Genomic DNA, 23,145 nt, shown 5'->3' with positions numbered 1-23,145 from the left:
GATTGTGTGATGATGTGGATACAAAAAATTTACTTAACCAGCTGGGGATAGCAGATGGATGCACTAAATAAGTGCGTTGAGGCGGGCTACAAAACAAAACGGCCTCCTGTCAGGAAGCCGCTTTTATCGTGTACTAAAGTTCTGCACCATCAACGATGGATTTATTCGATGTTAGACTCGATAAACCACAGGAATTTATCCAGGTCGCGAGACGCGGCGGTCAGGATATCTGCGGTGTCGTCATCTTTCGCTTCGCCAATCGCTTTGCGTACGTCATTAGCGACGATTGCGTAACGGTCAGCCAGCTCTTTCAGGTGATCCTGAACGTTGTGGATGTCCAGCGGGTAACTTTTCAGCGGAGTTTTGCTGTTGATAACTTGAGTGGTCCCCAGAGCTACACCGCCCAGCTGCACTGCACGTTCTGCCATGGTATCCAGATGATCGATCAGTGCGGTGCGGAAGCCATCCAGCATTTCATGTACGGCAATGAAGTTAGCGCCGCGCATGTTCCAGTGCGCTTGTTTGGTAATCAAAGAAAGATCAATAAACTGGATAACCTGGCGATTCAGCAACTCTACTGTTGCTTTTTTCTCGCTGTCGGAGACATCGTTGCGGGTATAAAGCAGATTGGTCGCTTTTGATTTAACTAATTTAGCGGTACTCATAATTTCATATCCTCTTGATGTTATGTCCCAGTAATTAACGAGACTAAGTATAGCACCGGCTATGTGTTCCGCTATTCTGGCTGTTCCTATCACACTAATAGTGGTAACAAGCGTGAAAAACAAAACTAATAAAAATTCAATGGGTTAGTTATATTGATAAGAACAATTCTTATTTATTGGCTCGCCAGGAATTTTCGGAATAAATATGCTTTTGCATAATTCGATATATAAAGACGGTGTAGAGGAAAAGTAGCGAGAAATTCTGCATGGTTATGCATAACCATGCAGAAATGTAAATTTAATTAATGTCTAATTCTTTTATTTTGCTCTCTTTGCGTACTGTCAGCGTAGACCCCATTGAAGCGGCGATGATAGCGCCGAGCGCCAGCAGCTGTATGGGTGTCAGTGTTTCTCCGAGGAAAATCATCCCGGAAACGGCAGCCAGCGCCGGTTCCATGCTCATCAGCGTACCAAATGTCCGTGTTGGCAAACGGGTGAGGGCAATCATTTCCAGCGAATAAGGCAGAGCGGTCGAGAGAATAGCGACCGCCAGACCCAATGGAATAACCGACCAGTGCCAGAGTGCTTCACCAGCCTGAAGCGCTCCAATTGGCACGAAAATTAACGCTGCAATCAACGAACCAATAGCCACCGTCGCAGGGCCATGTTCCGCTCCTGCGCGTTGCCCACTTAAAATGTAAATAGCCCAACAAGCCCCGGCCCCCAGTGCCAGCGCACAGCCGATTAAATCGACATGGGAAACGTCTTGCCCCAGCGGTAGCAGGAACCACAGACCAAGAACCGCCAGCACAACCCAGACGAAATCTACCGGGCGACGAGAAGAGAACAGCGCCACCGCCAGTGGTCCGGTGAACTCCAGCGCCACCGCAATACCCAGCGGTACCGTCTGAATAGAAAGATAAAAAAGATAATTCATCCCCCCCAGCGAAACGCCGTAAAACAACAGCGGTAACCGTTGCTCTTTGGCAAAGCGCAGTCGCCATGGCTTAAAGAACGCGATGAGGATCAGCGTTCCTAATGCCAGACGCAGCGCAGTGACACCCGGTGCGCCCACCAGAGGAAAAAGTGACTTAGCTAACGAGGCTCCACCCTGAATAGACGCCATGGCAACGAGCAATATGACTATTGGTAACCAGACCGGCATTTTACGTAATGAACCAGGCATCCTTTCTCCCACAAATATCTAGACTTAAGTAAAGCGTGGAGTGTACTGGATATACCCAATGCTGGTTGAGCATTTGTTGAAAAAATTTTCCCCCGTTTTGACTAAAATGCGCCAGGATTGATGGAATCATTAGTCTGGTGATTAGGAATAATCTGGATGAATGACAGGGAAAACATGCGTAATACTTACGCAGTTCTCTGAAAAAGTGATTTAAATTTAGATGGATAGCGGTGTATGGAAACGTTCTGTTACATGAAATGGCCCGTTAGACATCACAAATCGCGAAGAGTTTCCCATTAATTTTTGATATATTTAAAACTTAGGACTTATTTGAATCACATTTGAGGTGGTTATGAAAAAAATTGCATGTCTTTCAGCACTGGCCGCAGTTCTGGCTTTCACCGCAGGTACTTCCGTAGCTGCAACTTCTACCGTAACTGGCGGTTACGCACAGAGCGACGCTCAGGGCCAAATGAACAAAATGGGCGGTTTCAACCTGAAATACCGCTATGAAGAAGACAACAGCCCGCTGGGTGTGATCGGTTCTTTCACTTACACCGAGAAAAGCCGTACTGCAAGCTCTGGTGACTACAACAAAAACCAGTACTACGGCATCACTGCTGGTCCGGCTTACCGCATTAACGACTGGGCAAGCATCTACGGTGTAGTGGGTGTGGGTTATGGTAAATTCCAGACCACTGAATACCCGACCTACAAACACGACACCAGCGACTACGGTTTCTCCTACGGTGCTGGTCTGCAGTTCAACCCGATGGAAAACGTTGCTCTGGACTTCTCTTACGAGCAGAGCCGTATTCGTAGCGTTGACGTAGGCACCTGGATTGCCGGTGTTGGTTACCGCTTCTAATCACTTCGGTGATATAAAAAATCCGCCTCTCGGGGCGGATTTTTGTTTTTAAGGTTTCGGGTCGAAAATATCGGTTCCGAGATGGTTGTAATCCACCTTCTGTAACTGGAAGTTGGTGATGTATATCGGCCCGGCTTTCTTCTCAGATATAAACGGGTATTTGATGTTAATTTCCTTCGCTTTAATTCCCGTCCACTGGGAGAAAAAGCCTAAGAAGTCATTGGCAGAGCGGCGGGCTTTAATCACCCGATGCGCTTTATCGTCGCTCGAAATGACCATAAAAGGCACCTGGAAATTTTGCTGATATTTATCATCATGGGCAAGGTATTGCACGTCTTTGCCGCGCTCTTTAAAGGCCAGACCGTGGTCAGAAAAGTAAACCAGCGAGAAGCTGCTGCCGCTGTTGCGTAACTGATCGTACAGCTTACGCAGTAAATCGTCTGTTTGCGTCATGGTATAGAGATAGCACGACGTTTCTTTCGATTGCACAAAGGTTTCGTATTTGCCTTGTGTCCTGTCGCAGGCCTGCGGATGCGAGCCCATCAGATGTAAAACAATCAGCTGCGGTTGCGAGTGCTCTTGTGCCAGCACTTGAGCGGTCATATCCAGTAACGCTTCGTCTTTCGTGTTTTTATCTGCTTCAAAATTACCTTCTTTCAGGAAGTACACTTCATCTGCACGTTTGGCGATGCTGGCGATGGCGGTATCGTATTCGCCGATTTGGCCCTGGTTGGAAAACCACCAGGTCTGGAAGCCCGCGCGATTTGCCAGGGTGACAAAGTTATCCTGAAACTGTGGTTTGCCATCGACTACGCGATTGAGCGTTAAGCCAAGCGATTTCTGCGTGGAGCCACTGGCGGCAATGTAGTCAGCAAATATCAAACCGTTAACACTGCTGGCAAACGGGGTATTGTCCCAGTGACCGCCAAAGGCACCGAGGGCATCGCGACGCGCGCTTTCACCGATCACCACCACATAGGTCTGATATTTCGGCTTAACGGCAGTGACCGTCCAGGTATCTTTCATTCCGGAAAGTTTTGCCATCCGTTCTTGCTCTTCAATCACCTCGTTATTATTGACGATGACATCCTTAGCAAAACGAAATACCGGATAGCCGGTATCTTTCAGTTTAAATACGCCGCCCCAGGCCAGGTTTTGCATGGGAGCAACAAAAAATGTCGCCACACTGAATACCAGACACAGGCTGTCGAAGGTATTCCAGCGCGCTTTTTCATTCTCTTTTTTTCGCCTGATTGCTATTAAGCCGAGCGCAAAAATAAATAAGCCGACCAGGTAGCTGTACCACGGAAAAATCGTCAGGATTTCGGTCGACTCTTCCATATTGGTGGAGTGCAATGCCAGCAATGTATTGAAATTAGGCGCGCCGTAGGCCTGAGCAAAAGGGAAATAACAAGCCGCCACCAGCGAACTGACACCGACCAGAACTTTTTGTACGCGAGGCAATGTTCGCCATAGCAAAAGCAACATAGCCGTAAACGCAGCGGTGTAGAGCAAACTGAAGGGATAACCTAAGCCGAGGTTAATTAATAGCGACTGTAAAAAGTAGAACGCAGTCCACGGGCTAAATACCCGGCTACGGGTAACAAGCGATTCTTTGAGGGTTAAATTCATATGCCACTATCGTAACAAACGCCATGTGCTTACCCTGGCGTCAAGGGTCAATACCTGCAAGAGTGCGTGGAGAGGGGAAAGGGGTCCGCATCCGCGAGCCGCAATATACGCAGGGCTGCAAGAAGATAGAGCGCGCCGCCGTTCAGGTCAACTACTGACGAACAAATCTTTTGCGAAGGGGATTGCAAATCCGACAAAAAGTGGGGTTTTTCAGACCAAAACGCGTTGTGCCTGCATAAAAGCAGGAGTGAAGCGGCGTACCGTGACGCCGCTATTTATCGGAAGGTTTATCTTGCTGCGGTTTGTTGTTGACCATATCGCACAACATAGAGAGCAGCATTAACCGTACTTTAAAGGGAGAATGACTAAACACGCGCATACACCTCTTGAACTCATTCATAAGACCTCCTGACTTGCTAATCCCGTCGATCCTTGAGGGATGATTGCATTACATACAGATATAGCACAGGCTATATTATATAGCTATTGCTAAAACGTTAATTTTTTGTACCTTCGCAACTCTGGTTTACAATGTGCGCACGAAATGAGAACGCTATGTATGCGTCACCATAATGAGGAAGCACAATGAGTCGTCGCGCAGGTACGCCAACAGCAAAAAAAGTGACGCAGTTAGTGAACGTGGAAGAGCACGTTGAAGGGTTCCGCCAGGTCAGAGAGGCGCATCGGCGCGAGCTTATTGATGATTACGTTGAGCTGATTTCTGACTTGATCAGGGAAGTGGGGGAAGCTCGTCAGGTAGACATGGCTGCTCGTTTGGGAGTTTCGCAACCGACGGTGGCTAAAATGCTTAAGCGACTGGCAACCATGGGGCTGATTGAAATGATCCCCTGGCGTGGCGTGTTTTTAACGGCAGAAGGAGAGAAGCTGGCGCAGGAAAGCCGCGAGCGACATCAGATAGTCGAAAATTTCTTGTTGGTGTTGGGCGTCAGTCCGGAAATCGCCCGTCGCGACGCGGAAGGCATGGAGCACCATGTTAGTGAAGAGACGCTCGACGCTTTTCGTTTGTTTACCCAGAAACACGGTGCCAAATGAGCCTGCCTTTTTTACGCACGCTGCAAGGCGATCGTTTTTTTCAGTTATTAATTCTTGTTGGTATCGGATTAAGCTTTTTCGTGCCTTTTGCACCGAAATCCTGGCCTGCTGCTATCGACTGGCACACCATCATCACCTTAAGCGGCCTGATGCTGCTGACCAAAGGTGTGGAGTTAAGCGGTTATTTTGATGTGCTGGGGCGCAAAATGGTGCGCCGCTTTGCTACGGAGCGTCGGCTGGCGATGTTTATGGTGCTGGCGGCGGCGCTGCTTTCTACCTTTCTGACCAACGATGTCGCGCTGTTTATTGTTGTTCCGCTGACTATCACGCTAAAAAGACTGTGTGAGATCCCGGTTAATCGGCTGATTATTTTTGAAGCGCTGGCAGTCAACGCTGGTTCGCTACTGACGCCAATTGGCAACCCGCAAAATATTCTTATCTGGGGACGTTCTGGTCTTTCGTTTGCCGGATTTATTGCCCAAATGGCACCACTGGCTGGCGCAATGATGCTGACGCTCCTGCTCCTGTGCTGGTGTTGTTTCCCTGGAAAGGCACTGCAATACCATACGGGGGTGCAAACTCCGGAGTGGAAACCGCGGCTGGTGTGGAGTTGTCTGGGGCTGTATATCGTCTTTCTGACGGCGCTGGAGTTAAAACAAGAGCTGTGGGGACTGGTGATTGTGGCGGCGGGCTTTGCGCTGCTGGCACGTCGCGTGGTGCTCAGTGTGGACTGGACGCTGCTGCTGGTGTTTATGGCGATGTTTATCGACGTCCATTTACTGACCCAGCTTCCAGCGTTGCAAGGTGTGTTGGGTAACGTGAGTCATTTATCTGAACCCGGGTTATGGTTAACGGCAATCGGTTTATCGCAGGTGATCAGTAACGTGCCGAGTACCATTTTGCTGCTCAATTATGTACCGCCGTCTTTATTACTGGCATGGGCGGTAAACGTGGGGGGCTTTGGTTTATTACCCGGATCGCTGGCAAATTTGATTGCGTTACGGATGGCGAACGATCGCCGTATCTGGTGGCGTTTCCATCTCTATTCAATACCGATGCTGTTGTGGGCGGCGCTGGTGGGATACGTTTTATTCGTTATGCTCCCGGCCTGGTAGGATCTGGCAAATAAAAAAGGCGGATGATGAGTCCGCCTCTGTTTTTACGTTTTGACGATTAATTCAGACGAACCGGCATCCCGGAACGATTTTTGATCGCTTCATCCAGAACAACCTGGTCAACATCAGGCTGACCGGTCACTGTCTGCACACTCTTCGTCAGGGTAATTGGCACAATTTCCTGACCTTCAAACTGGGCTTCGGTGGTAGACAGCGGATTATGGACTTCAATATAACGGCTGCCGTCTGGCTCGGTGGTCGCTTTTACCGGCTCATCAATAAACTGTACGCGAGTACCGACCGGCACTTTCTCGAACAGGAATTTGATGTCTTCGTTACGCAGGCGCACACAACCATGACTTACGCGCAGGCCGATACCGAAGTTGGCGTTGGTGCCATGGATAGCGTACAGGCGACCGATGTAGAGTGCATACAGACCCATCGGGTTATCCGGACCTGCCGGAACGACAGCCGGAAGCGGTTCGCCCGCAGCGCGGTACTCTGCGTGCATTTTAGCGGTTGGCGTCCAGGTCGGGCCTGCTTTCTTACGCTCAACTTTGGTGGTCCAGTTGATAGGCGTGTCTTTGCCTAACTGACCAATGCCGATCGGCAGCACGATAACGGTGTTGGTTCCTTTCGGATAGTAATACAGACGCATCTCTGCACTGTTAATGACGATGCCTTCATGAACGGTATCCGGCAGGATCAGCTGCTGCGGAATGTTCAGTACAGTACCGCCTTTCGGCAGGAAGGTATCCACACCCGGGTTCGCTTCCATCATATTGGAAAGCCCCATCTGGTACTCGGCGGCAAAATACTCCAGCGGCTGAGTGTTACCTTCAGGAATGGTGATCACCTGATTCTGACCAACCAGGCGACTCCCGTCGGTTGGCAGAGGATAAGTTACCGCAGAGGCGGTACTGCAAAAGCCGACAACAGCGAAGGCCGCTGCGAATAATGTTTTCAATTTCATATTCATGTTAAGCGAGATTTTGTGCCTGGCAGGCCATTGGGTTGAGAATATTAGAGTATTGGAAGCGCATTATAAGTTCATTCCTGCTCACAGTGAAATCAGATGTGTACGAAATCACATTTTTTGCCTTTGGCTTGAGTGTAGACCTTAAGCGAGGAGCAGGATCTTCTTTCAGACTTATGGCATAATGCGCGGTTTGTCATATCTCTTTTCAGGATACGCCTGTGTTAGTTTCCAGTAACGTCACCATGCAGTTCGGCAGTAAGCCGTTGTTTGAAAACATTTCCGTCAAATTTGGCGGCGGCAACCGTTACGGCCTGATTGGCGCGAACGGTAGTGGTAAATCCACCTTTATGAAGATCCTCGGCGGCGACTTAGAGCCGACGTTGGGTAACGTTTCCCTCGATCCCAACGAGCGCATTGGTAAGCTGCGTCAGGATCAGTTTGCCTTTGAAGAGTTCACTGTGTTGGATACGGTGATCATGGGGCATAAAGAGTTGTGGGAAGTGAAACAGGAGCGTGACCGCATCTATGCTTTGCCGGAAATGAGTGAAGAAGACGGCTATAAAGTGGCCGATCTGGAAGTGAAATACGGCGAAATGGACGGTTACTCTGCGGAAGCTCGCGCCGGTGAACTGTTGCTTGGCGTGGGAATTCCAGTGGAACAGCACTACGGCCCGATGAGTGAAGTTGCTCCTGGCTGGAAGCTGCGTGTGCTGCTGGCGCAGGCGCTGTTTGCTGATCCAGACATTCTCCTGCTCGACGAACCGACCAACAACCTCGACATCGACACCATTCGTTGGCTGGAACAGGTGCTGAACGAGCGTGACAGCACCATGATCATCATCTCGCACGACCGTCACTTCCTTAACATGGTTTGTACCCACATGGCGGATCTGGATTACGGCGAGCTGCGCGTTTATCCAGGTAACTACGATGAGTACATGACGGCGGCGACCCAGGCGCGTGAGCGTCTGCTGGCTGATAACGCCAAGAAGAAAGCGCAGATTGCTGAGCTGCAATCTTTCGTTAGCCGCTTTAGCGCCAACGCCTCGAAATCTCGCCAGGCAACTTCGCGCGCGCGCCAGATTGATAAAATCAAACTGGAAGAGGTGAAAGCCTCCAGCCGTCAGAACCCGTTCATCCGTTTTGAACAGGATAAGAAACTGTTCCGTAACGCGCTGGAAGTGGAAGGTCTGACCAAAGGGTTTGATAACGGTCCACTGTTTAAAAATCTCAACCTGCTGCTGGAAGTGGGTGAAAAACTGGCTGTACTGGGTACCAACGGCGTCGGTAAATCAACGCTGCTGAAAACGCTGGTGGGCGATCTGCAACCGGACAGCGGCACCGTAAAATGGTCTGAAAACGCACGCATTGGTTACTACGCCCAGGACCACGAATATGAGTTTGAAAATGATCTGACCGTGTTCGAATGGATGAGCCAGTGGAAGCAGGAAGGCGATGATGAGCAGGCGGTACGCAGCATTCTCGGTCGTTTGCTGTTCAGCCAGGACGACATCAAAAAGCCAGCGAAAGTGCTTTCCGGTGGAGAAAAAGGGCGGATGCTGTTTGGTAAGTTAATGATGCAGAAGCCGAACATTCTGATCATGGACGAACCGACCAACCACCTGGATATGGAATCTATTGAGTCGCTGAACATGGCGCTGGAACTGTATCAGGGCACGCTGATCTTTGTGTCTCACGACCGTGAGTTTGTAAGCTCCCTGGCGACCCGAATTCTGGAAATCACCCCGGAACGCGTGATCGACTTTAGCGGTAATTACGAAGATTACCTGCGTAGTAAAGGGATCGACGGTTAATTTCCCGCCGTCTTTCATGCGGCAGATGCATTGGCTTCACCTGTTCACCCCGGTCACTTACTTATTTAAGCTCCCGGGGTTTACAGGTTTGCTGCCTTCCTGCAGCGTGAAATACTGAGGTAAAGGATTCGATGGCTGGACCGGGTAAGGCGCAGTCGCCTCCCGGCCCCGGTAATGATTTAACGCATCCATTCACTCCCTTCAACACCATTGACCAGCAGCGTGCGTTTTTCTTCCACTGGTAATGACACTTTCAGTGCACTCCATGCAGGTCGATAATCCCCGCGCGCGTTGACTTTCAGGTTGATGGTCGCCCCATCGCAAACCATTTCCCATTCCACCCAAAGCGCATTACCAGTTTGGTAGCCCCAGCTTTCGCCATCGTCTTCAAACAGCAGGCCGGACGTTGTGCCCACACCTTTCAGCGGGAACAGTTTCAGTTCGCGGGTATCGTCTTGTTCTGCGCTCACATAGGTGATGCGTTTGCTGAGCGGTAGACCAGCCCCGGCACGCACCATCAGCGGCAGTTTCTCCAGCGGTGCGTCGAGGGTGATCCACTGACCGCCACTGAACCATTCGCCGTTGTAGAAATCGTACCAGCCAGTTTCGTTATCTGGCAGCCATACACGGCGCTGGCGCTCGCCTTGCTCTACGACGCTGGCAACCAAAATATCGCGACCAAGCAGGAAGTCATCACACTCTTCAAAAGTCTGAACGTCGTGCTCGTGGTCAAGGAAAGTCGGACGCAGCATTGGTTCATCATCGGCGTATGCCTGCCACATCAGGGTATAAAAGTAGGGCAGCAGGCGATAGCGCAACTCAATAGCGCTGCGGATCGCCGGAGTGACGCCCGGATACATCCACGGTTCGTTTACGGTATGGTCATCGTTCCACGAGTGAATCGTAAAGCGCGGATGCATCACGCCGTTTTGTACCCAGCGTACAAACAGTTCCGGGTCCGGCTTATCACCGGAGAAACCGCCGACGTCGTGACCGAGGTTATACAGCCCGGAGAGGCTCATCCCCAGACCCATGCGGGTGTTGTAGCGCAGAGTGTCCCAGCTAGTGCGGTTATCGCCGCTCCAGGTCTGCACATAGCGCTGCATTCCCGCGCAGCCGGAGCGGGAGATCAAGTACGGACGTTTTTCCGGAGCGAAACGTTGCTGGGCTTCCATCGAGGCTCGCATCATCAGCAGTGGCATCACCGGGCGAATATGTTTGATCGCGATCGTCTGACCAAAGCCGTGACAGCGTGCTTCACCGTCCCATACTTCGAATTCGTTGTTGTCGTTCCAGGTGGAGTCGATACCCATATCCAGAAGCTGTGTGGTCACGCCTTCCTGCCACCACTGGATGGTCTGCGGATTAGTAAAGTCGAGGTTAGAACCTTCGTCATCCCAGAAGCTGGAACGTTCTGGTTCATCTGTTTCTGAATCACGGATGAACAGTCCTCTTTCTGCCACTTCGTTATAGCGTGGGTGATCCTGCAACAGGCACGGCTTGATATTGGCGGCCAGGTGCAAACCAGCATTGTGAAATGCCTGGCTCATCACTTTCGGCTGCGGCACTTTGTCGTAATTCCAGTTGAACACATAGCGCTTGCCGTTAATTGAGGTATAACCGGAAGAGAGCTGGAACGAATCGCAGGGAATCGCATGTTCTTCACACAGGCGGATAAAGTTCATCAACTGATTTTGTGCGTCCGGCGCATCGGTGTAGTGCATAGTTGAACCGCTGTAGCCCAGGCTCCATTTCGGTCCGAACAGGGTTTTGCCGGTCAGGCGTACGAAGGCTTTGGTGATATCAAGTACGCGTTCGCCGGTAAACAGGTAGTAGTCGATATCACCCGCTTCCGCCTGCCAGCGGCGATAGGCGGTGTGGTAGTTGTCGATCTCGTTGCCCAGATCCAGCCAGCAGCTGCTGAGGTTGTCATAAAACAGGCCGAAGCTAATGTCATCGCGGCGGGTGATGGTGAATGGAATGTGTTTGTACAGCGGGTCAGTACTAACGGCGTTGTAGCCCATCGCGTCGAGGTTACGCATCTCGTAACGTTTACCGTTGCGTTGCAGGTCGCCGGCTTTATCTCCGAGGCCATAAAAGCGTTCATCTTTACGACGGCTCTGATAGTGTGCCACGCCATCGCCGTGGGCATTCAGCAGATAAGCGCTGGTCGGGCGGTCATTCACCAACGGCAGCCATTCGCCTTCGTTGTTACGATAGTGCCACTCCAGCCACAGCGGCTGGTGAACGGTGGCACGCAGTGACTCGGTGGCGATAACCACGGTGTCGTCGTGCTGGATCAATGTCCACGCGGGCAGGCTAAAGCCGCTGAGATCTTCGCGGCTGCGCCCTTCCCATGGCACATCCTGCGCCGGAGCAATGCTCCAGGTGCGATCCAGCGCCAGCTCGCCTTTGCGTTTTAACAGCACGCGGAACAGATTTTCTTCCAGCACGTACAGGCACAGGATATGCTGGCCATCGACCAGCAGTTCAACGTGGTGGGCAGACTGTTTGTGCAGGGTCCAGTTTTTCAGCGTTTTCATGTTTACATCCACTCTCAGGCGCGTTTTGCGCGACGTTCAGCAATAAAGGTGACCAGGAAGAAAGCGCCAATCAGGTCAAAGAAGCCCATGGCGATAAACAGGGGGTTAAAGCCGATTTTGTCAGCGGTAACCCCGATAATCAGGGAGAACAGGAAACTTGCGATCCACGCGGCAGAACCGCGCATGCCGTTAACAGTGGCCATCTGACCTTTGTCGAAGGATTCCACCACCAGTGCGCTCAGCATGCAGGAGATGATCTGGTGACCGAAGCCGCCGATGGAAATAAGGACGATGGCGATATACGGGTTATTGGTAAAGGCCATCACCGCCAGCGAAACCATCAAGAATGCGCCACTGACCGATGATGCGACAACGGAGTTCACACGACTCAGCCCAAACAGGCGGGTGTAAAGTTTGGTCAGATAGCCGCTGGCAATACTGCCAAGATCAGCGGCGAGGAACGGCAACCAGGCGAATAATGCGATCTGCTTCAGGTCCATGCCATAGGTTTTGGACAGGTATAGCGGCACCCAGAAACTCATCACCGCCCACGCCGGTTCTGCCATAAAGGCCGGGATAGCGATACCGTAAAAGCGTTTATTTTTGCCCACGGTTTTCAGTGCGGTCAGAAAGGGTAATTTAATCGGGGGCGCTTCGTTATCCTGGCGGATAAAGTCCAGCTCGGCTTTGCTGAGGTTCGGATGCTTATCCGGGTTGTGATAGAACGCCCACCACAGCACCACCCACAGCATCGCCAGGATGCCAGTGAACATAAATGCACCCTGCCAGCCGAATGAAGCGTGGGCAAAATAGATAATCGGTGGGGCCAGCATGGCACCGATGGAAAAACCGACGCCTGCCCAGCCTGCGGCGATCGGGCGTTCTGATTTTGGAAACCATTCACCGATGGTTTTGGCGTTTGCTGGGGTTGCCGCGGCTTCCGCACCGCCCATAAAGAAGCGCAACAGCGCCAGATGTACTCAGTTTCCCGCCCCCGCATGCATCAGACAGGCCAGCGCCCACAGTCCCGCGCAGATCATAAAGCCCAGTTTGAGGCCAATGACGTCAATCAGCCATCCACACAACGGTTGGAATAGGGTATAGGCGAGCTGGAAAGCACCTACAATCCAGGAATATTGTTCGGTGGTAATCCCCAGGTTGCTTTTCAGTTCGGGGGCGAGAATACCCAGCGAGTTACGCGTGATGTAGTTGACAGTAACACCGAGCAAAAAAAGGACCAGTATCCACCAACGCAGATTTTTGACGATATGGCGCGGTTTACTGGCAGTCATATCGTTATTGATACCCTGACTCATATGCACTCCACAGAATGGTATAGGGTTTGTGTGGCAACGTCAGAATGGAGTTGTCACACCACTTTTAACTTTTTGATAAATAAAGTCTTTATTGTTCGTTTTTCCATTATTTTTGTATGGAAGTTGTTCTACCAATTCACAGTAAGAGACCCTAAAAGCGAAAGAAAGCGGGTTTTGTGCACGTTTTTCCATGAGTGACTGATATACATTACTGAAATGGATTTAATGCCAGACAGAATGGGCTTTTTTGCTCATGAAAATTCTGTCATTTCCGAATTAGAGGCAGATCACAAAATGGACAAGAAGCTGAAAATCGCCGATATCGCCGCACGTACCGGGCTATCGCCGAGTACGGTTTCGCGGGTGCTGGCTGGCAAAGCGAATACCAGTGCACGCGCTCGCGAACAGGTGCTGGCCTGCGCGCGTGAGTTGGGCGTGATGGATGGCATGGCAGCAGGTCGTATGTTGCTGAACAACCTGATTATTTTCGCGCCGCAACGCGCTTTTGACCAACGATCTGATATCTTTTATTACCGTGTGATCCAGAGCATCAGCAAAGCGTTATCGCCGCATGAAGTGCGGCTGCGTTACTGCGCGCTGGAGGAGTTTGACAGCGATCCCGCGCTATTTCTCTCGCGGATGAATGAAGCAGATACGCAGGCGGCGATCCTGCTGGGGATTGACGATCCGCACATCCATGATCTGGCCGCCGATCTCGCTAAGCCTTGTGTGCTGATCAACTGCCGTGATGAACGAATGCGCCTCCCGGCGATTGCGCCGGACCATCGGTTAATTGGCGCGTTCGCCGCCCGCTATCTGTTTGAAATGGGTCACCGGGAGGTGATGAATGTGATGTGCCTGCGCCGCTACACTATGGAGCAGCGGTTTGCAGGGATTAAAGAATCATGGCGTCAGCATAATCTGGCCTTTCACCATGACCGTCATTTGCTGAATATCAGCAGTTTTAGCGCTAAAGAAGCGGAAGAAAAGGTCGGAGCGTGGCTGGATGCCGCCAATGGCAAGACGTTGCCGACGGCGTTTCTGGTCGGCGGGGATTTTATGGCGGCGGGAACGGTAAATGCGCTACATCGTCGTGGTCTGCGCGTACCACAGGATGTCTCGGTGATGAGTATCGACGGCTTTAACCTTGCGGCAATCGAGGATGTTCCCCTGACGGCTGTGCATGTGCCACGCGATGAGCTAGGCAATGAAGCGGTGCAAATGTTGCAACAGCGGCTGATTCGCCCGGATGCTCCGGTGGGCTCGCTGCTGCTGCACGGACGATTGGCGGTGCGGGAGTCAGTGCGGCGGGTTCGCCCAGGAAAAGGGAACACCGCCGTGGAACGGGAAGGGCTGTACGACACTCAGCTGTCGATTCCCAACGCTCGCTTACCGTGAATGTTGAGGTCGGCAAGCGTAAAGCGTCCTTCCCAGTTTGTTTCATAGTCCTCGCGCGGGAAGTCGCCCGGCGATGCGCCTTTTTCCAGTGCGGCCTTCACCTTGTGCGCGTAGGCAAGATTTTTCTCGCACATCGGTGCCGCAGGAATGTACATCACGTTGCCCCAGCCCTGTTGATTTTCAACGGGGGCAACGGAATGGATGACGTCGCAGTGCCACCAGACGGAGTCTCCGGCTTCGAGTTTTGGAATGCTGGTTAACGCCTCAATCAACAGTGGATGCCATTGCTCTGATACCGGCAATACTCTTCCGGGCGCTACGCCGCACAGTTCATCCTCCGGCACATCATCAAGCAGCGGACGTAACAGTACGTACGCCATGGCTTCAGGAATGGGCACGACGTGCAGCAGCCCCTGACCAGGCAGCATATCAGAGAGCGCTGTCCAGCCCTGGAATGTCCGAAACACGGAACATTTGGTGGTGTTGTCCACCGTGTACTCTTCAACTTCCGTACGATGTGCCGCATGCCAGGGATCATATTGCGCCAGATTGCCATTAAAGACGTTGGCGAAAACGCGCTGATACGCTGGAAGCAGCCAGCGTTCCAGTGCCCCGGAGTCGGTATGCGCTCCAAGACCTTTGGAGGTCGTTCCGGGCGGACGGCGGCGGATACGGTCAGGGTAGATGACGCTCACATCCGGGTTAAACCATTGCTTTCCATCACTTTCAAATGTCCACAGACGATTGAGAAACGACTGCGCATTCGCCATTTCTTCACTCTGGCGAGCCTGCATTTGCGCCTGCGACCAGTAGATGGGGTAAATCTCGGGACGTGAAGCGCTGAGCGTCCCGAAGAAATTATCGCCGGGGCCTTTGTAGACCTCGTCAAAGCGGTTGCGGTCCAGATAGTCCAGCATCGACTGATCCCAGCCTAGCGCTTGTTCGCGGGGGAAATGGCCTTTTATCACCGCACAACCGCGACGTTTAATCTGTATGCGCTGCTCTGCAGTAACATGACCTGCTTTGATATCGGCATAAGACAGCACCGGCCAGACGGCATCGCCCTGTGCTTTGAGTGCGTTGATTTCAGCCACTCGCGTGGCAATGTCATCGCTTAGCTGATTAAAGATCTGCTGGACGTCGCCAAGCTGCGCCCGCAGCGCGTGCTTCATCTGACGGATAGCTGCTTTGTGATCGGCAGGCAATGTGTCGCTGGTAAAAGTAGAAGCCATAACCACCTCGCATTAACTTTCATTCGAAACTATAATGATTTGCATGTGACAATATAAGTTATAAATAAGTTAATGCAAGTTTAATGATTTGATGTGATGTACAGGATGTAAAAAGAAGGGAAAACCGGAGCGCATGGCTCCGGTAGAGAGGTCAGCTGTTAAAAGGGGATGTGTTATCCAGCACAGCCTGAATCACATTCAGCGCGCCTTCATGATTATTATCATCGGTAGCGTAACGGGCGATTTGTTTAATGTTTTCCGCAGCATTGCCCATCGCAAAGGAATAACGCGCCATTTTCAGCATCTCCGCATCGTTACCGCTGTCGCCAATCGCTACCACATTTTGCGGTGACAGATCCCAGCGTTTCAGTAACCGCGAAATACCATTCGCTTTATGCAGGCCAGGAATAATCAGGTCGATAAAGCCAAAACCACTGGTAACCGGCTTCATAATGCCGTCGAGCGCTACGTGCAGTTTGTCGATCACTAACGGGATTTGTTCATCCGGCAGGTTGAGCGAAAACTTGAACAGTACGTCGTCAATCTCCTGATAATCTTTTACAGGTTTCAGGCGATGGTAGTGTTTTGCCATCAGTGCGACGAATGCTTCGGGGGCATTTTCGCTGACATATGCACTTTGCAGACCGCAGGCGACAAAATTGAGTTGCTTATCTTTTAGCAACTCGCCAATAACAATCCGCGATTCATGTCGGGTCAGTTCGCCGTGGAACAGTTGCTTGCCATGTTCGTAAACCAGTGCGCCGTTTTCCGCGACAAAAGAGATCTCATCCTTTAGCTCAGGAAAGAATGAAATAAGCTGGTAATACTGATTACCGCTGGCGACAACGAACTCAATGCCGCGCTTTTTCAGTTCCTGATATTGCGCCATAAAACGTGGTTGGTTGTACGTTTTGGCGTCGTTAAGAAAAGTACCGTCCATGTCTGTGACGATAACTTTTACGCTCATAGGTGTGCTCCTGGCTCGAAAATGAAACCGTAACAGTGTAATAACAATGTGACGCAGAGCACAAATTATATTTCGAATGAAAGCGAGGCTAAAATTGATGGTGTGAATGATTTAGCCCGGCGACGACGCCGCCGGGCTGAGAAGATTACAGCATATGTTCAGTACGGGCGATGATATCGTCCTGAGCGTCTGGAGAGAGCGCGGTGAAGAAGGCGGAATAACCCGCGACACGCACTACCAGATCGCGGTACTGATCCGGATGTTTTTTCGCTTCCAGCAGCGTCTCGCGGGAAACGATGTTGTACTGAATATGCCAGCCTTTATGCACCTCGAAGAAGGTGCGCAGCAGGATCATCAGTTTCTGCTTGTCAGATTCGTTCTCCAGTGTTGCTGGATTCAGTTTCTGGTTGAGCAACACGCCGCCGAGAATCGCTGCCGTAGGCAGTTTACCCACCGAGCCAATGACCGCAGTAGGGCCAAGATGATCAGTACCGGAAGCCGGGCTTGCGCCTTCTGCCAGCGGGGTGTGGGCTTTACGCCCGTCCGGTGTTGCCATAGTCTGCGCGCCAAACGGTACGTTAGCGGAGATAGACGACGTACCCGCGTAATAGTTGCCGCCAACCGGACCACGACCGTAGCGTGGGTTATGGTACTGTTTCAGTTCGTCGATATAGGTCTGATAAGCGCGAGCCAGCAGCGTATCGACGGTATCATCGTCGTTGCCGTACTTCGGCGCACCGTTAATCAGCCGCTGACGCAGCTGCTCGTGAGTCAGGCCGTCGAAGTCATCCGCCAGTGCGGCAGCCAGCTGTTGCTGACCAATCGCGCCCTGTTCAAATACCAGTTTCTTCACTGCCGCCAGGCTGTTGCCGAGGTTGGCAATGCCAACCTGCAGGCCAGAAACCCAGTCATATTTCGCGCCGCCTTGTTTGATACTTTTCGCTCGCTCAATACAGTCATCCACCAGCGCCGAGCAGAGAATATCGTGTACGTTCTCTTCCAGCATGGTGTCGACGACATACTCAATTTCGATTGATTTGCGGGTGTAGTAACGGATTTGCGTATCCCACGCGTCCATCACTTCATCGAAGTTGTTGAAGTTACCTGCCGACAACGCTTTTTCTTGTGGCAGGAACACTTTGCCGCTAGTGGCATCACGACCGCCTTCCAGCGCCGCCAGCATCACACGGGCGAAGTTGATAAAGCTCATGCCGGTACAGCGATAGCCCCATTTGCCACCGACGGCGGTTTCGATACAACCAATCGCTGCATAGTCGTAAGCGTCCTGCGGTTCAATACCGAGTTTAATAAATTCCGGGATCACGATTTCGTCGTTGTTGAACGCCGGCATCCCGAAGCCGCAGCGGATCACCTGTACGCAGGCGTCGAGGAAATCGTTGCTCATTCCTGCATGGTAACGCACGCTGAGGTTAGGCTGAGTGGAACGCAGGCGACCGCAGGATTCGAGGATCGCGTAAGAGAGTGGATTCACCGCGTCCATTGGTTGACCATCAACCAGATTTTGCCCGCCAATAGTGACGTTCTGATACAGCGGACTTCCCGCAGAGGCTTTTGAGTGCGAGCCGGAGCGGATCTTGTTCACTTCCAGCAATTTCAGCCAGCAGCTATGCAGCATCTCGATGGCGTGTTCACGATCCAGCGTCTGGTTGAGTTCAACGTCGCGACGATAATACGGGTACAGATACTGGTCCATACGACCAAAAGATACTGAGTGACCGTTAGATTCAATCTGCAAAATCAACTGGATGAAGTAACACAGTTGCAGCGCCTGCCAGAAAGTCTGCGGCGGTTGGTGGGCGATAAGATCGCAGTTTTCTGCCATCGCCAGCAGTTCATCGCGACGGCTTTCGCGGGTTTCGGTTGCGGCCATTTCACGCGCCAGGGCAGCGAAACGTTCAATATGTTCACTGACCGCTACCAGCACGATATCAATCGCTTTCAGGAATTGCTCGCCATGTAAATCTTCCAGCACCGTCAGGTTGATGCGCGAGCGACGTTCCGCTACTTTCTCGCGCAGACCATCAAGCCCTTTTTCCAGCAGCAGCGGGAAATTCACCGCCAGGTGCGCATCGCCGGAGGTCATATTGCCTTCCGCTTTAATGATTCCGGTCGCCAGCAGACCTTTTTGCTCATCGGTAAACATGCCGTAGCAGCGATCCTGTACGGTCTGACCGCGCCACCAAGGGCACACTTCATGCAGAACACGTTTGTTCTCTTCGCTCACCGCAAAACCAGCACCCGGACGATCCGCCAGATCATCAATCTCTTTTTCGATCCAGGAGACGGTATATTCCGGGAAGATCGGCGCGGCGCGAACTTCGCTTGCCTGGTTGCCAATGATCAACTCATCGTGCTTGATCCAGATGGTGCGATTCGCCAGGTGATGCGCCAGCGCCAGCGCGCGACGTACCGGGATCGGCTTATCGAGATGTTGTTGATACATCTCAGTATAGTGCTGCGCGCGCTCGGTACAGACCGGCGGTTTCACAATATGCACCAGCGCATTTTTGTGCGCTTTAATGCGGTCGCTGAGCGTGTCCAGTTTCAGTGTGGTCATGGTTGTTATCCTCGTAAGGTCGCGGTTAACCCTTTCTGGCAGGCATACTGCTGGGCAAAGTCGAGCAGTTCTGGCGCATCAAGCGGTTTTTCCGGGGCGTCATAGGGCAGATTAAGTAAGTAATATTTGTTGATGCCCAGCGTGTGGTAGGGCAGGAAATGAATTTCGCTAACGTGCAGCTCGTCGGCGGCAAAATCGGTAATGGCTTTTACAGAGGTTTCGTCGGCATTAAAGCCCTGAATCAGCGGCACGCGGATAATGATTTTTTTGCCCGCTGCGGCGAGTTTTTTCAGGTTATCCAGCACTCTGGCGGCGTTACCGTCGGTCCACTGTTTAAACGGCGCGTCGGCAACGTGTTTTAAATCGGCAAGAAACAGATCGATATAGGGCAGAGAAGGGGCGATATATTTCCACGGCACATGCAGACAGGTTTCTACCGCAGTATGAATGCCGGCCTCGTGGCTGGCTTGCAGCAGCGCCGTCGCCATTTCCGGCTGCATGAATGGTTCACCGCCGGAAAGCGTTAAGCCGCCGCCGCTGCGATCGTAAAACGGTTTATCGCGCAAAACGGTCGCCATGATCTCCTCAACGCTTTTCACTTCACCACACACGGTTAACGCCTGTGTCGGACAGCAGTCGGTTAACGCCGTCAGATGCTCCGGGGTTAACTTTTCCCGATGAATAAGCAAACCATTCAGCGCGCGCTCAATCACTTCCGGCGCGGCCTTAGCGCACAGCTCGCAGCCTTCCAGACACAGTCGTGCGTCATACAGCAGATCTTGCGTGCGGGCGCGGCTTTCCGGGTTCTGACACCAGCGGCAGCCCAGCGAACAGCCTTTAAGAAATACGACCGTGCGGATACCGGGGCCATCATGGGTCGAGTAGCGCTGAATATTGAAAATCATAGTTGCCTCTCTGTTTCGTTCAAACATTAAAATACTTTCGAATGAAAGTTAGATTGATGTGCGTCAACTGTTCAGAGAGTTTTCCCGTGATAGTCTACATTCAGACAAAAAGTACATTTTGAGGATGGTTATGGAACTGTATCTGGATACTTCAGACGTTGTTGCGGTGAAGGCGCTGTCACGTATTTTTCCGCTGGCGGGTGTGACCACTAACCCAAGCATTATCGCCGCGGGTAAAAAACCGCTGGAGGTTGTGCTTCCGGAACTTCATGAAGCGATGGGCGGTCAGGGGCGTCTGTTTGCCCAGGTAATGGCTACCACTGCTGAAGGGATGGTGAATGACGCACGTAAATTGCGTTCTATTATTGCGGATATCGTGGTGAAAGTTCCGGTGACCGCTGAGGGGCTGGCAGCTATTAAGATGTTAAAAGCGGAAGGGATTCCGACGCTGGGAACCGCGGTATATGGCGCAGCACAAGGGCTGCTGTCGGCGCTGGCAGGTGCGGAATATGTTGCGCCTTACGTTAATCGTATTGATGCTCAGGGCGGTAGCGGTATTCAGACTGTGACCGACTTACACCAGTTATTGAAAATGCATGCGCCGCAGGCGAAAGTGTTAGCCGCGAGTTTCAAAACCCCGCGTCAGGCGCTGGACTGCTTACTGGCAGGGTGTGAATCAATTACTCTGCCGCTGGATGTGGCACAACAGATGATTAGCTATCCGGCGGTTGATGCCGCTGTGGCGAAGTTTGAACAGGACTGGCTGGGAGCGTTTGGCAGAACGTCGATTTAACCGGACGTTCTGCATCCTCATAAATTGCTGATGACGTGGCGGAGTGCACCGATGCCTGCTACGTCTTATCTGGCCTGAGGTGGCAATTACTGCCCACACACCTCACACCCCGGGTTACGCATCAGTTTCATTTCACGAAACTGACAGGTCATCGCATCGTACATGACGATTTTCCCGCTGGCCGGTTTGCCATAACCTGCCAGCAGTTTGATCGCTTCCATTGCCTGCAACGAACCAATTACGCCGATCAACGGTGCCATCACGCCTGCTTCTACGCAGGTTAACGCGTTCTCGCCAAACAAACGGCTAAGGCAGCGATAGCACGGTTCGCCGTCCTGATAAGTGAAGACCGTGATTTGACCTTCCATACGAATTGCCGCGCCGGAAACCAGCGGCACCTTCGCGGCAAAACAGCCTGCGTTCAGTTGATTACGTACCGCAACGTTATCCGTACAGTCGAGCACCAGATCGTGTTTTGCAATCATCGCAGCAAGTTCTGCGTCATCCAGCAGTGCATTGACTGGCGTAATCGCGATATGTGGGTTGATCCGCGTCAGGGCGTCACGGGCAGAATCCACCTTCGGTTGCCCGACTGTGGCATCGCTGTGCAGCGTTTGGCGCTGTAAATTTGAGAGCGAAACCGTGTCGAAGTCGAGCAGCGTCAGGTTGCCGACACCGGCGCTTGCCAGATACTGTGAGGCTGCGCAGCCGAGTCCACCGAGGCCGACGATCAGCACACGAGAATCTTTTAGCGCCTCCTGACCATCAAAATCAAAGCCGCGCAGAATGATTTGCCGGTTATAGCGCAGCATCTCCTGATCGCTGAGTTCCGCCATTACAGGCCTCCGAACAACGCGTTAAACGGTTCTACTTCCACCCATTCGCCCGCTTCCACATTGCCGCGTTCGCGCTCCAGCACGATAAAGCAGTTGCCGAGGCTAAAGGAGCTAAATATATGTGAACCCTGATGTCCGGTGGTCGTCACTTCCAGTTCGCCATCGGCGTTGCGTTGCAGCACGCCGCGCTGGAAATCAAGGCGTCCTGGCGTTTTTTTCAGACGCGATGCCGTGCGTACACGCTGGCGCGCGGGCAGGCCGCTGGCGGTATTGCCGCTTAGTTTTGCCAGCAAAGGCTGTACCAGTTGATAGAAGGTCAGCGTTGCTGAAACCGGGTTGCCCGGCAGGCCGCAGAACCAGCTATTGCTGAGTTTACCGAACGCGAACGGTTTACCTGGTTTAATCGCCAGCTTCCAGAAGGCGATCTCCCCCAGCTCTTCAAGAATCGTTTTGGTGTAATCCGCTTCACCCACTGAAACACCGCCGGAACTGATCACCACATCCGCCTGGCTGTCGGCTTCAATAAATGCGGCGCGCAGGGCATGGGGATCGTCGCGGATAATCCCTAAGTTGATTACCTCGCATCCCAACTGTTCTAACATCAGGTGTACGGCGAGACGGTTGGTATCGTAGATTTGGCCGTCGCCCAGCGGCTGGCCTGGCAACTGGAGTTCATCACCGGTAGAAAACAGCGCTACACGCACTTTACGAATCACCGGAACTTCGGCAATCCCCAGTGAAGCAATTACTGGCAGCTCTGCGGTAGTCAGGCGTGTTCCCGCCGGGAAAACAACCGCACCTGCAGAGATATCTTCACCGCGACGGCGAATATTTTGCCCGCTACGCACTTCAGCAGTAAAACGCACGCCAGCGTCAGTCTGTTCGGTCTGTTCCTGCATCACCACCGCTTCGCAGCCTTCCGGCACCGGCGCACCGGTCATAATACGAATGCAGGTACCCGCAGGCCATTCACCATGGTACGGCTGACCGGCAAAGGATTTACCGGCAACGGGCAGCGGTTGCCCGGAGGCAATATCGGCTAAACGCACCGCGTAGCCGTCCATAGCGGAGTTATCAAACCCCGGGACATCCAGTGGCGAAACGACATCGCTCGCCAGAATACGACCAAAACACTGTACCAGTGGCAGCGTTTCCTGGGCGGTCAGTGGGGTAACGCGAGAAAGCATCTCATTAAGCGCGGTGTCGAGCGACATCAATCCGGTGGTAAATTCCATGAAAACACTCCTGCGGAGGCAAAATCGAAT

At 52.2% G+C, this 23,145-nt stretch carries 19 protein-coding genes and 1 pseudogene; 7 read left to right on the top strand and 13 right to left on the bottom strand.

Going from position 1 to position 23,145, the window contains the following annotated elements; genetic code table 11:
- Positions 1 to 161: 161 nt before the first annotated feature.
- Positions 162 to 665 carry a DNA starvation/stationary phase protection protein Dps gene (gene dps / locus ACJHYD_RS13620; RefSeq protein WP_000100800.1) on the bottom strand — a complete coding sequence of 168 codons (504 nt, stop codon included), beginning with the start codon at positions 663 to 665 and terminating at the stop codon, positions 162 to 164.
- Positions 666 to 963: 298 nt separating this feature from the next.
- A complete protein-coding gene (gene rhtA, locus ACJHYD_RS13615; protein WP_001550876.1) occupies positions 964 to 1,851 on the bottom strand; it encodes a threonine/homoserine exporter RhtA in 888 nt (295 codons plus the stop codon).
- A 234-nt stretch (positions 1,852 to 2,085) separates the two neighbouring features.
- Between rhtA and ACJHYD_RS13610 the strand changes: the two genes are divergently transcribed.
- Both ACJHYD_RS13610 and ompX read left to right on the top strand, forming a co-directional pair.
- Entirely contained in the window at positions 2,086 to 2,151 is a 66-nt protein-coding gene (locus tag ACJHYD_RS13610; RefSeq protein ID WP_120795379.1) for a protein YliM, read from the top strand.
- Positions 2,152 to 2,203: 52 nt separating this feature from the next.
- Positions 2,204 to 2,719 (top strand): outer membrane protein OmpX, encoded by a 516-nt coding sequence (gene ompX, locus ACJHYD_RS13605; protein WP_001295296.1) that lies wholly within the window; start codon positions 2,204 to 2,206, stop codon positions 2,717 to 2,719.
- Between the two features lie 48 nt (positions 2,720 to 2,767).
- Here ompX and opgE read toward each other — a convergent pair whose 3' ends face one another.
- Positions 2,768 to 4,351, bottom strand: a complete 1,584-nt coding sequence (opgE, locus tag ACJHYD_RS13600) for a phosphoethanolamine transferase (RefSeq protein WP_001550877.1) — start codon at positions 4,349 to 4,351, stop codon at positions 2,768 to 2,770.
- Positions 4,352 to 4,622: 271 nt separating this feature from the next.
- Positions 4,623 to 4,751, bottom strand: coding sequence for a manganase accumulation protein MntS (gene mntS, locus ACJHYD_RS13595; protein WP_001001761.1), 129 nt, complete (start codon positions 4,749 to 4,751; stop codon positions 4,623 to 4,625).
- Positions 4,752 to 4,936: 185 nt separating this feature from the next.
- Between mntS and mntR the strand changes: the two genes are divergently transcribed.
- The gene (gene mntR, locus ACJHYD_RS13590) at positions 4,937 to 5,404 is read left to right on the top strand and encodes a manganese-binding transcriptional regulator MntR (protein WP_000091016.1); all 468 of its coding nucleotides are present in this window, start codon (positions 4,937 to 4,939) and stop codon (positions 5,402 to 5,404) included.
- Positions 5,401 to 6,519, top strand: coding sequence for an anion transporter (locus tag ACJHYD_RS13585; protein ID WP_001550878.1), 1,119 nt, complete (start codon positions 5,401 to 5,403; stop codon positions 6,517 to 6,519). Before mntR ends, ACJHYD_RS13585 begins: the two co-directional genes overlap by 4 nt.
- 58 nt (positions 6,520 to 6,577) lie before the next feature.
- Here ACJHYD_RS13585 and ldtB read toward each other — a convergent pair whose 3' ends face one another.
- On the bottom strand, positions 6,578 to 7,498 hold the full coding sequence (gene ldtB, locus ACJHYD_RS13580) for a L,D-transpeptidase (protein ID WP_001056384.1): 921 nt from the start codon (positions 7,496 to 7,498) through the stop codon (positions 6,578 to 6,580).
- A gap of 218 nt (positions 7,499 to 7,716) precedes the next feature.
- On the opposite strand from ldtB, the gene ACJHYD_RS13575 reads away from it, so the two are divergent.
- Positions 7,717 to 9,312 carry an ABC-F family ATPase gene (locus ACJHYD_RS13575; protein WP_000961457.1) on the top strand — a complete coding sequence of 532 codons (1,596 nt, stop codon included), beginning with the start codon at positions 7,717 to 7,719 and terminating at the stop codon, positions 9,310 to 9,312.
- A 179-nt stretch (positions 9,313 to 9,491) separates the two neighbouring features.
- On the opposite strand, the gene ACJHYD_RS13570 is transcribed toward ACJHYD_RS13575, so the two are convergent.
- Positions 9,492 to 11,855 (bottom strand): TIM-barrel domain-containing protein, encoded by a 2,364-nt coding sequence (locus ACJHYD_RS13570; RefSeq protein ID WP_410228825.1) that lies wholly within the window; start codon positions 11,853 to 11,855, stop codon positions 9,492 to 9,494.
- A 14-nt stretch (positions 11,856 to 11,869) separates the two neighbouring features.
- Positions 11,870 to 13,171: pseudogene (locus tag ACJHYD_RS13565) on the bottom strand (MFS transporter).
- Between the two features lie 237 nt (positions 13,172 to 13,408).
- Here ACJHYD_RS13565 and ACJHYD_RS13560 point away from each other — a divergent pair.
- A complete protein-coding gene (locus tag ACJHYD_RS13560) occupies positions 13,409 to 14,569 on the top strand; it encodes a LacI family DNA-binding transcriptional regulator (protein ID WP_000505359.1) in 1,161 nt (386 codons plus the stop codon).
- On the opposite strand, the gene ACJHYD_RS13555 is transcribed toward ACJHYD_RS13560, so the two are convergent.
- The 4 genes from ACJHYD_RS13555 to ACJHYD_RS13540 form a co-directional block, all read right to left on the bottom strand.
- Positions 14,536 to 15,801: a DUF1479 domain-containing protein gene (locus tag ACJHYD_RS13555; RefSeq protein WP_001550880.1), complete on the bottom strand. Its 1,266-nt coding sequence runs from the start codon at positions 15,799 to 15,801 to the stop codon at positions 14,536 to 14,538. The two genes, ACJHYD_RS13560 and ACJHYD_RS13555, sit on opposite strands and share 34 nt — an antisense overlap.
- Before the next feature lie 151 nt (positions 15,802 to 15,952).
- Positions 15,953 to 16,768 carry a sugar-phosphatase YbiV gene (gene ybiV / locus ACJHYD_RS13550; RefSeq protein WP_000114258.1) on the bottom strand — a complete coding sequence of 272 codons (816 nt, stop codon included), beginning with the start codon at positions 16,766 to 16,768 and terminating at the stop codon, positions 15,953 to 15,955.
- A 145-nt stretch (positions 16,769 to 16,913) separates the two neighbouring features.
- On the bottom strand, positions 16,914 to 19,346 hold the full coding sequence (locus ACJHYD_RS13545; protein ID WP_000209345.1) for a glycyl radical protein: 2,433 nt from the start codon (positions 19,344 to 19,346) through the stop codon (positions 16,914 to 16,916).
- A gap of 5 nt (positions 19,347 to 19,351) precedes the next feature.
- Entirely contained in the window at positions 19,352 to 20,251 is a 900-nt protein-coding gene (locus ACJHYD_RS13540; RefSeq protein ID WP_001550881.1) for a glycyl-radical enzyme activating protein, read from the bottom strand.
- 130 nt (positions 20,252 to 20,381) lie between these two features.
- On the opposite strand from ACJHYD_RS13540, the gene fsa reads away from it, so the two are divergent.
- Positions 20,382 to 21,044, top strand: a complete 663-nt coding sequence (gene fsa / locus ACJHYD_RS13535) for a fructose-6-phosphate aldolase (RefSeq protein WP_001550882.1) — start codon at positions 20,382 to 20,384, stop codon at positions 21,042 to 21,044.
- 86 nt (positions 21,045 to 21,130) lie between these two features.
- On the opposite strand, the gene moeB is transcribed toward fsa, so the two are convergent.
- Complete coding sequence (gene moeB / locus ACJHYD_RS13530) at positions 21,131 to 21,880, bottom strand: molybdopterin-synthase adenylyltransferase MoeB (RefSeq protein ID WP_000829211.1); 750 nt, start codon at positions 21,878 to 21,880, stop codon at positions 21,131 to 21,133.
- The gene (gene moeA / locus ACJHYD_RS13525) at positions 21,880 to 23,115 is read right to left on the bottom strand and encodes a molybdopterin molybdotransferase MoeA (RefSeq protein ID WP_001550883.1); all 1,236 of its coding nucleotides are present in this window, start codon (positions 23,113 to 23,115) and stop codon (positions 21,880 to 21,882) included. The genes moeB and moeA overlap by 1 nt, the downstream gene beginning before the upstream one ends.
- Between the last annotated feature and the right edge of the window lie 30 nt (positions 23,116 to 23,145).

It is taken from the genome of Escherichia sp. WS1368, assembly GCF_046487485.1.
Taxonomy (GTDB): domain Bacteria; phylum Pseudomonadota; class Gammaproteobacteria; order Enterobacterales; family Enterobacteriaceae; genus Escherichia; species Escherichia coli.
The sequence above is the reverse complement of the archived record's forward strand: the minus strand, read 5'-3'. Positions and strand labels throughout refer to the sequence as shown.

Bases quoted from the DNA above. Each gene is read 5' to 3' on its own strand.
- dps (WP_000100800.1), bottom strand. From the start codon at position 665: ATGAGTACCGCTAAATTAGTTAAATCAAAAGCGACCAATCTGCTTTAT.
- rhtA (WP_001550876.1), bottom strand. From the start codon at position 1,851: ATGCCTGGTTCATTACGTAAAATGCCGGTCTGGTTACCAATAGTCATA.
- ompX (WP_001295296.1), top strand. From the start codon at position 2,204: ATGAAAAAAATTGCATGTCTTTCAGCACTGGCCGCAGTTCTGGCTTTC.
- opgE (WP_001550877.1), bottom strand. From the start codon at position 4,351: ATGAATTTAACCCTCAAAGAATCGCTTGTTACCCGTAGCCGGGTATTT.
- mntS (WP_001001761.1), bottom strand. From the start codon at position 4,751: ATGAATGAGTTCAAGAGGTGTATGCGCGTGTTTAGTCATTCTCCCTTT.
- mntR (WP_000091016.1), top strand. From the start codon at position 4,937: ATGAGTCGTCGCGCAGGTACGCCAACAGCAAAAAAAGTGACGCAGTTA.
- ACJHYD_RS13585 (WP_001550878.1), top strand. From the start codon at position 5,401: ATGAGCCTGCCTTTTTTACGCACGCTGCAAGGCGATCGTTTTTTTCAG.
- ldtB (WP_001056384.1), bottom strand. From the start codon at position 7,498: ATGAATATGAAATTGAAAACATTATTCGCAGCGGCCTTCGCTGTTGTC.
- ACJHYD_RS13570 (WP_410228825.1), bottom strand. From the start codon at position 11,855: ATGAAAACGCTGAAAAACTGGACCCTGCACAAACAGTCTGCCCACCAC.
- ACJHYD_RS13560 (WP_000505359.1), top strand. From the start codon at position 13,409: ATGGGCTTTTTTGCTCATGAAAATTCTGTCATTTCCGAATTAGAGGCA.
- ACJHYD_RS13555 (WP_001550880.1), bottom strand. From the start codon at position 15,801: ATGGCTTCTACTTTTACCAGCGACACATTGCCTGCCGATCACAAAGCA.
- ybiV (WP_000114258.1), bottom strand. From the start codon at position 16,768: ATGAGCGTAAAAGTTATCGTCACAGACATGGACGGTACTTTTCTTAAC.
- ACJHYD_RS13545 (WP_000209345.1), bottom strand. From the start codon at position 19,346: ATGACCACACTGAAACTGGACACGCTCAGCGACCGCATTAAAGCGCAC.
- ACJHYD_RS13540 (WP_001550881.1), bottom strand. From the start codon at position 20,251: ATGATTTTCAATATTCAGCGCTACTCGACCCATGATGGCCCCGGTATC.
- fsa (WP_001550882.1), top strand. From the start codon at position 20,382: ATGGAACTGTATCTGGATACTTCAGACGTTGTTGCGGTGAAGGCGCTG.
- moeB (WP_000829211.1), bottom strand. From the start codon at position 21,880: ATGGCGGAACTCAGCGATCAGGAGATGCTGCGCTATAACCGGCAAATC.
- moeA (WP_001550883.1), bottom strand. From the start codon at position 23,115: ATGGAATTTACCACCGGATTGATGTCGCTCGACACCGCGCTTAATGAG.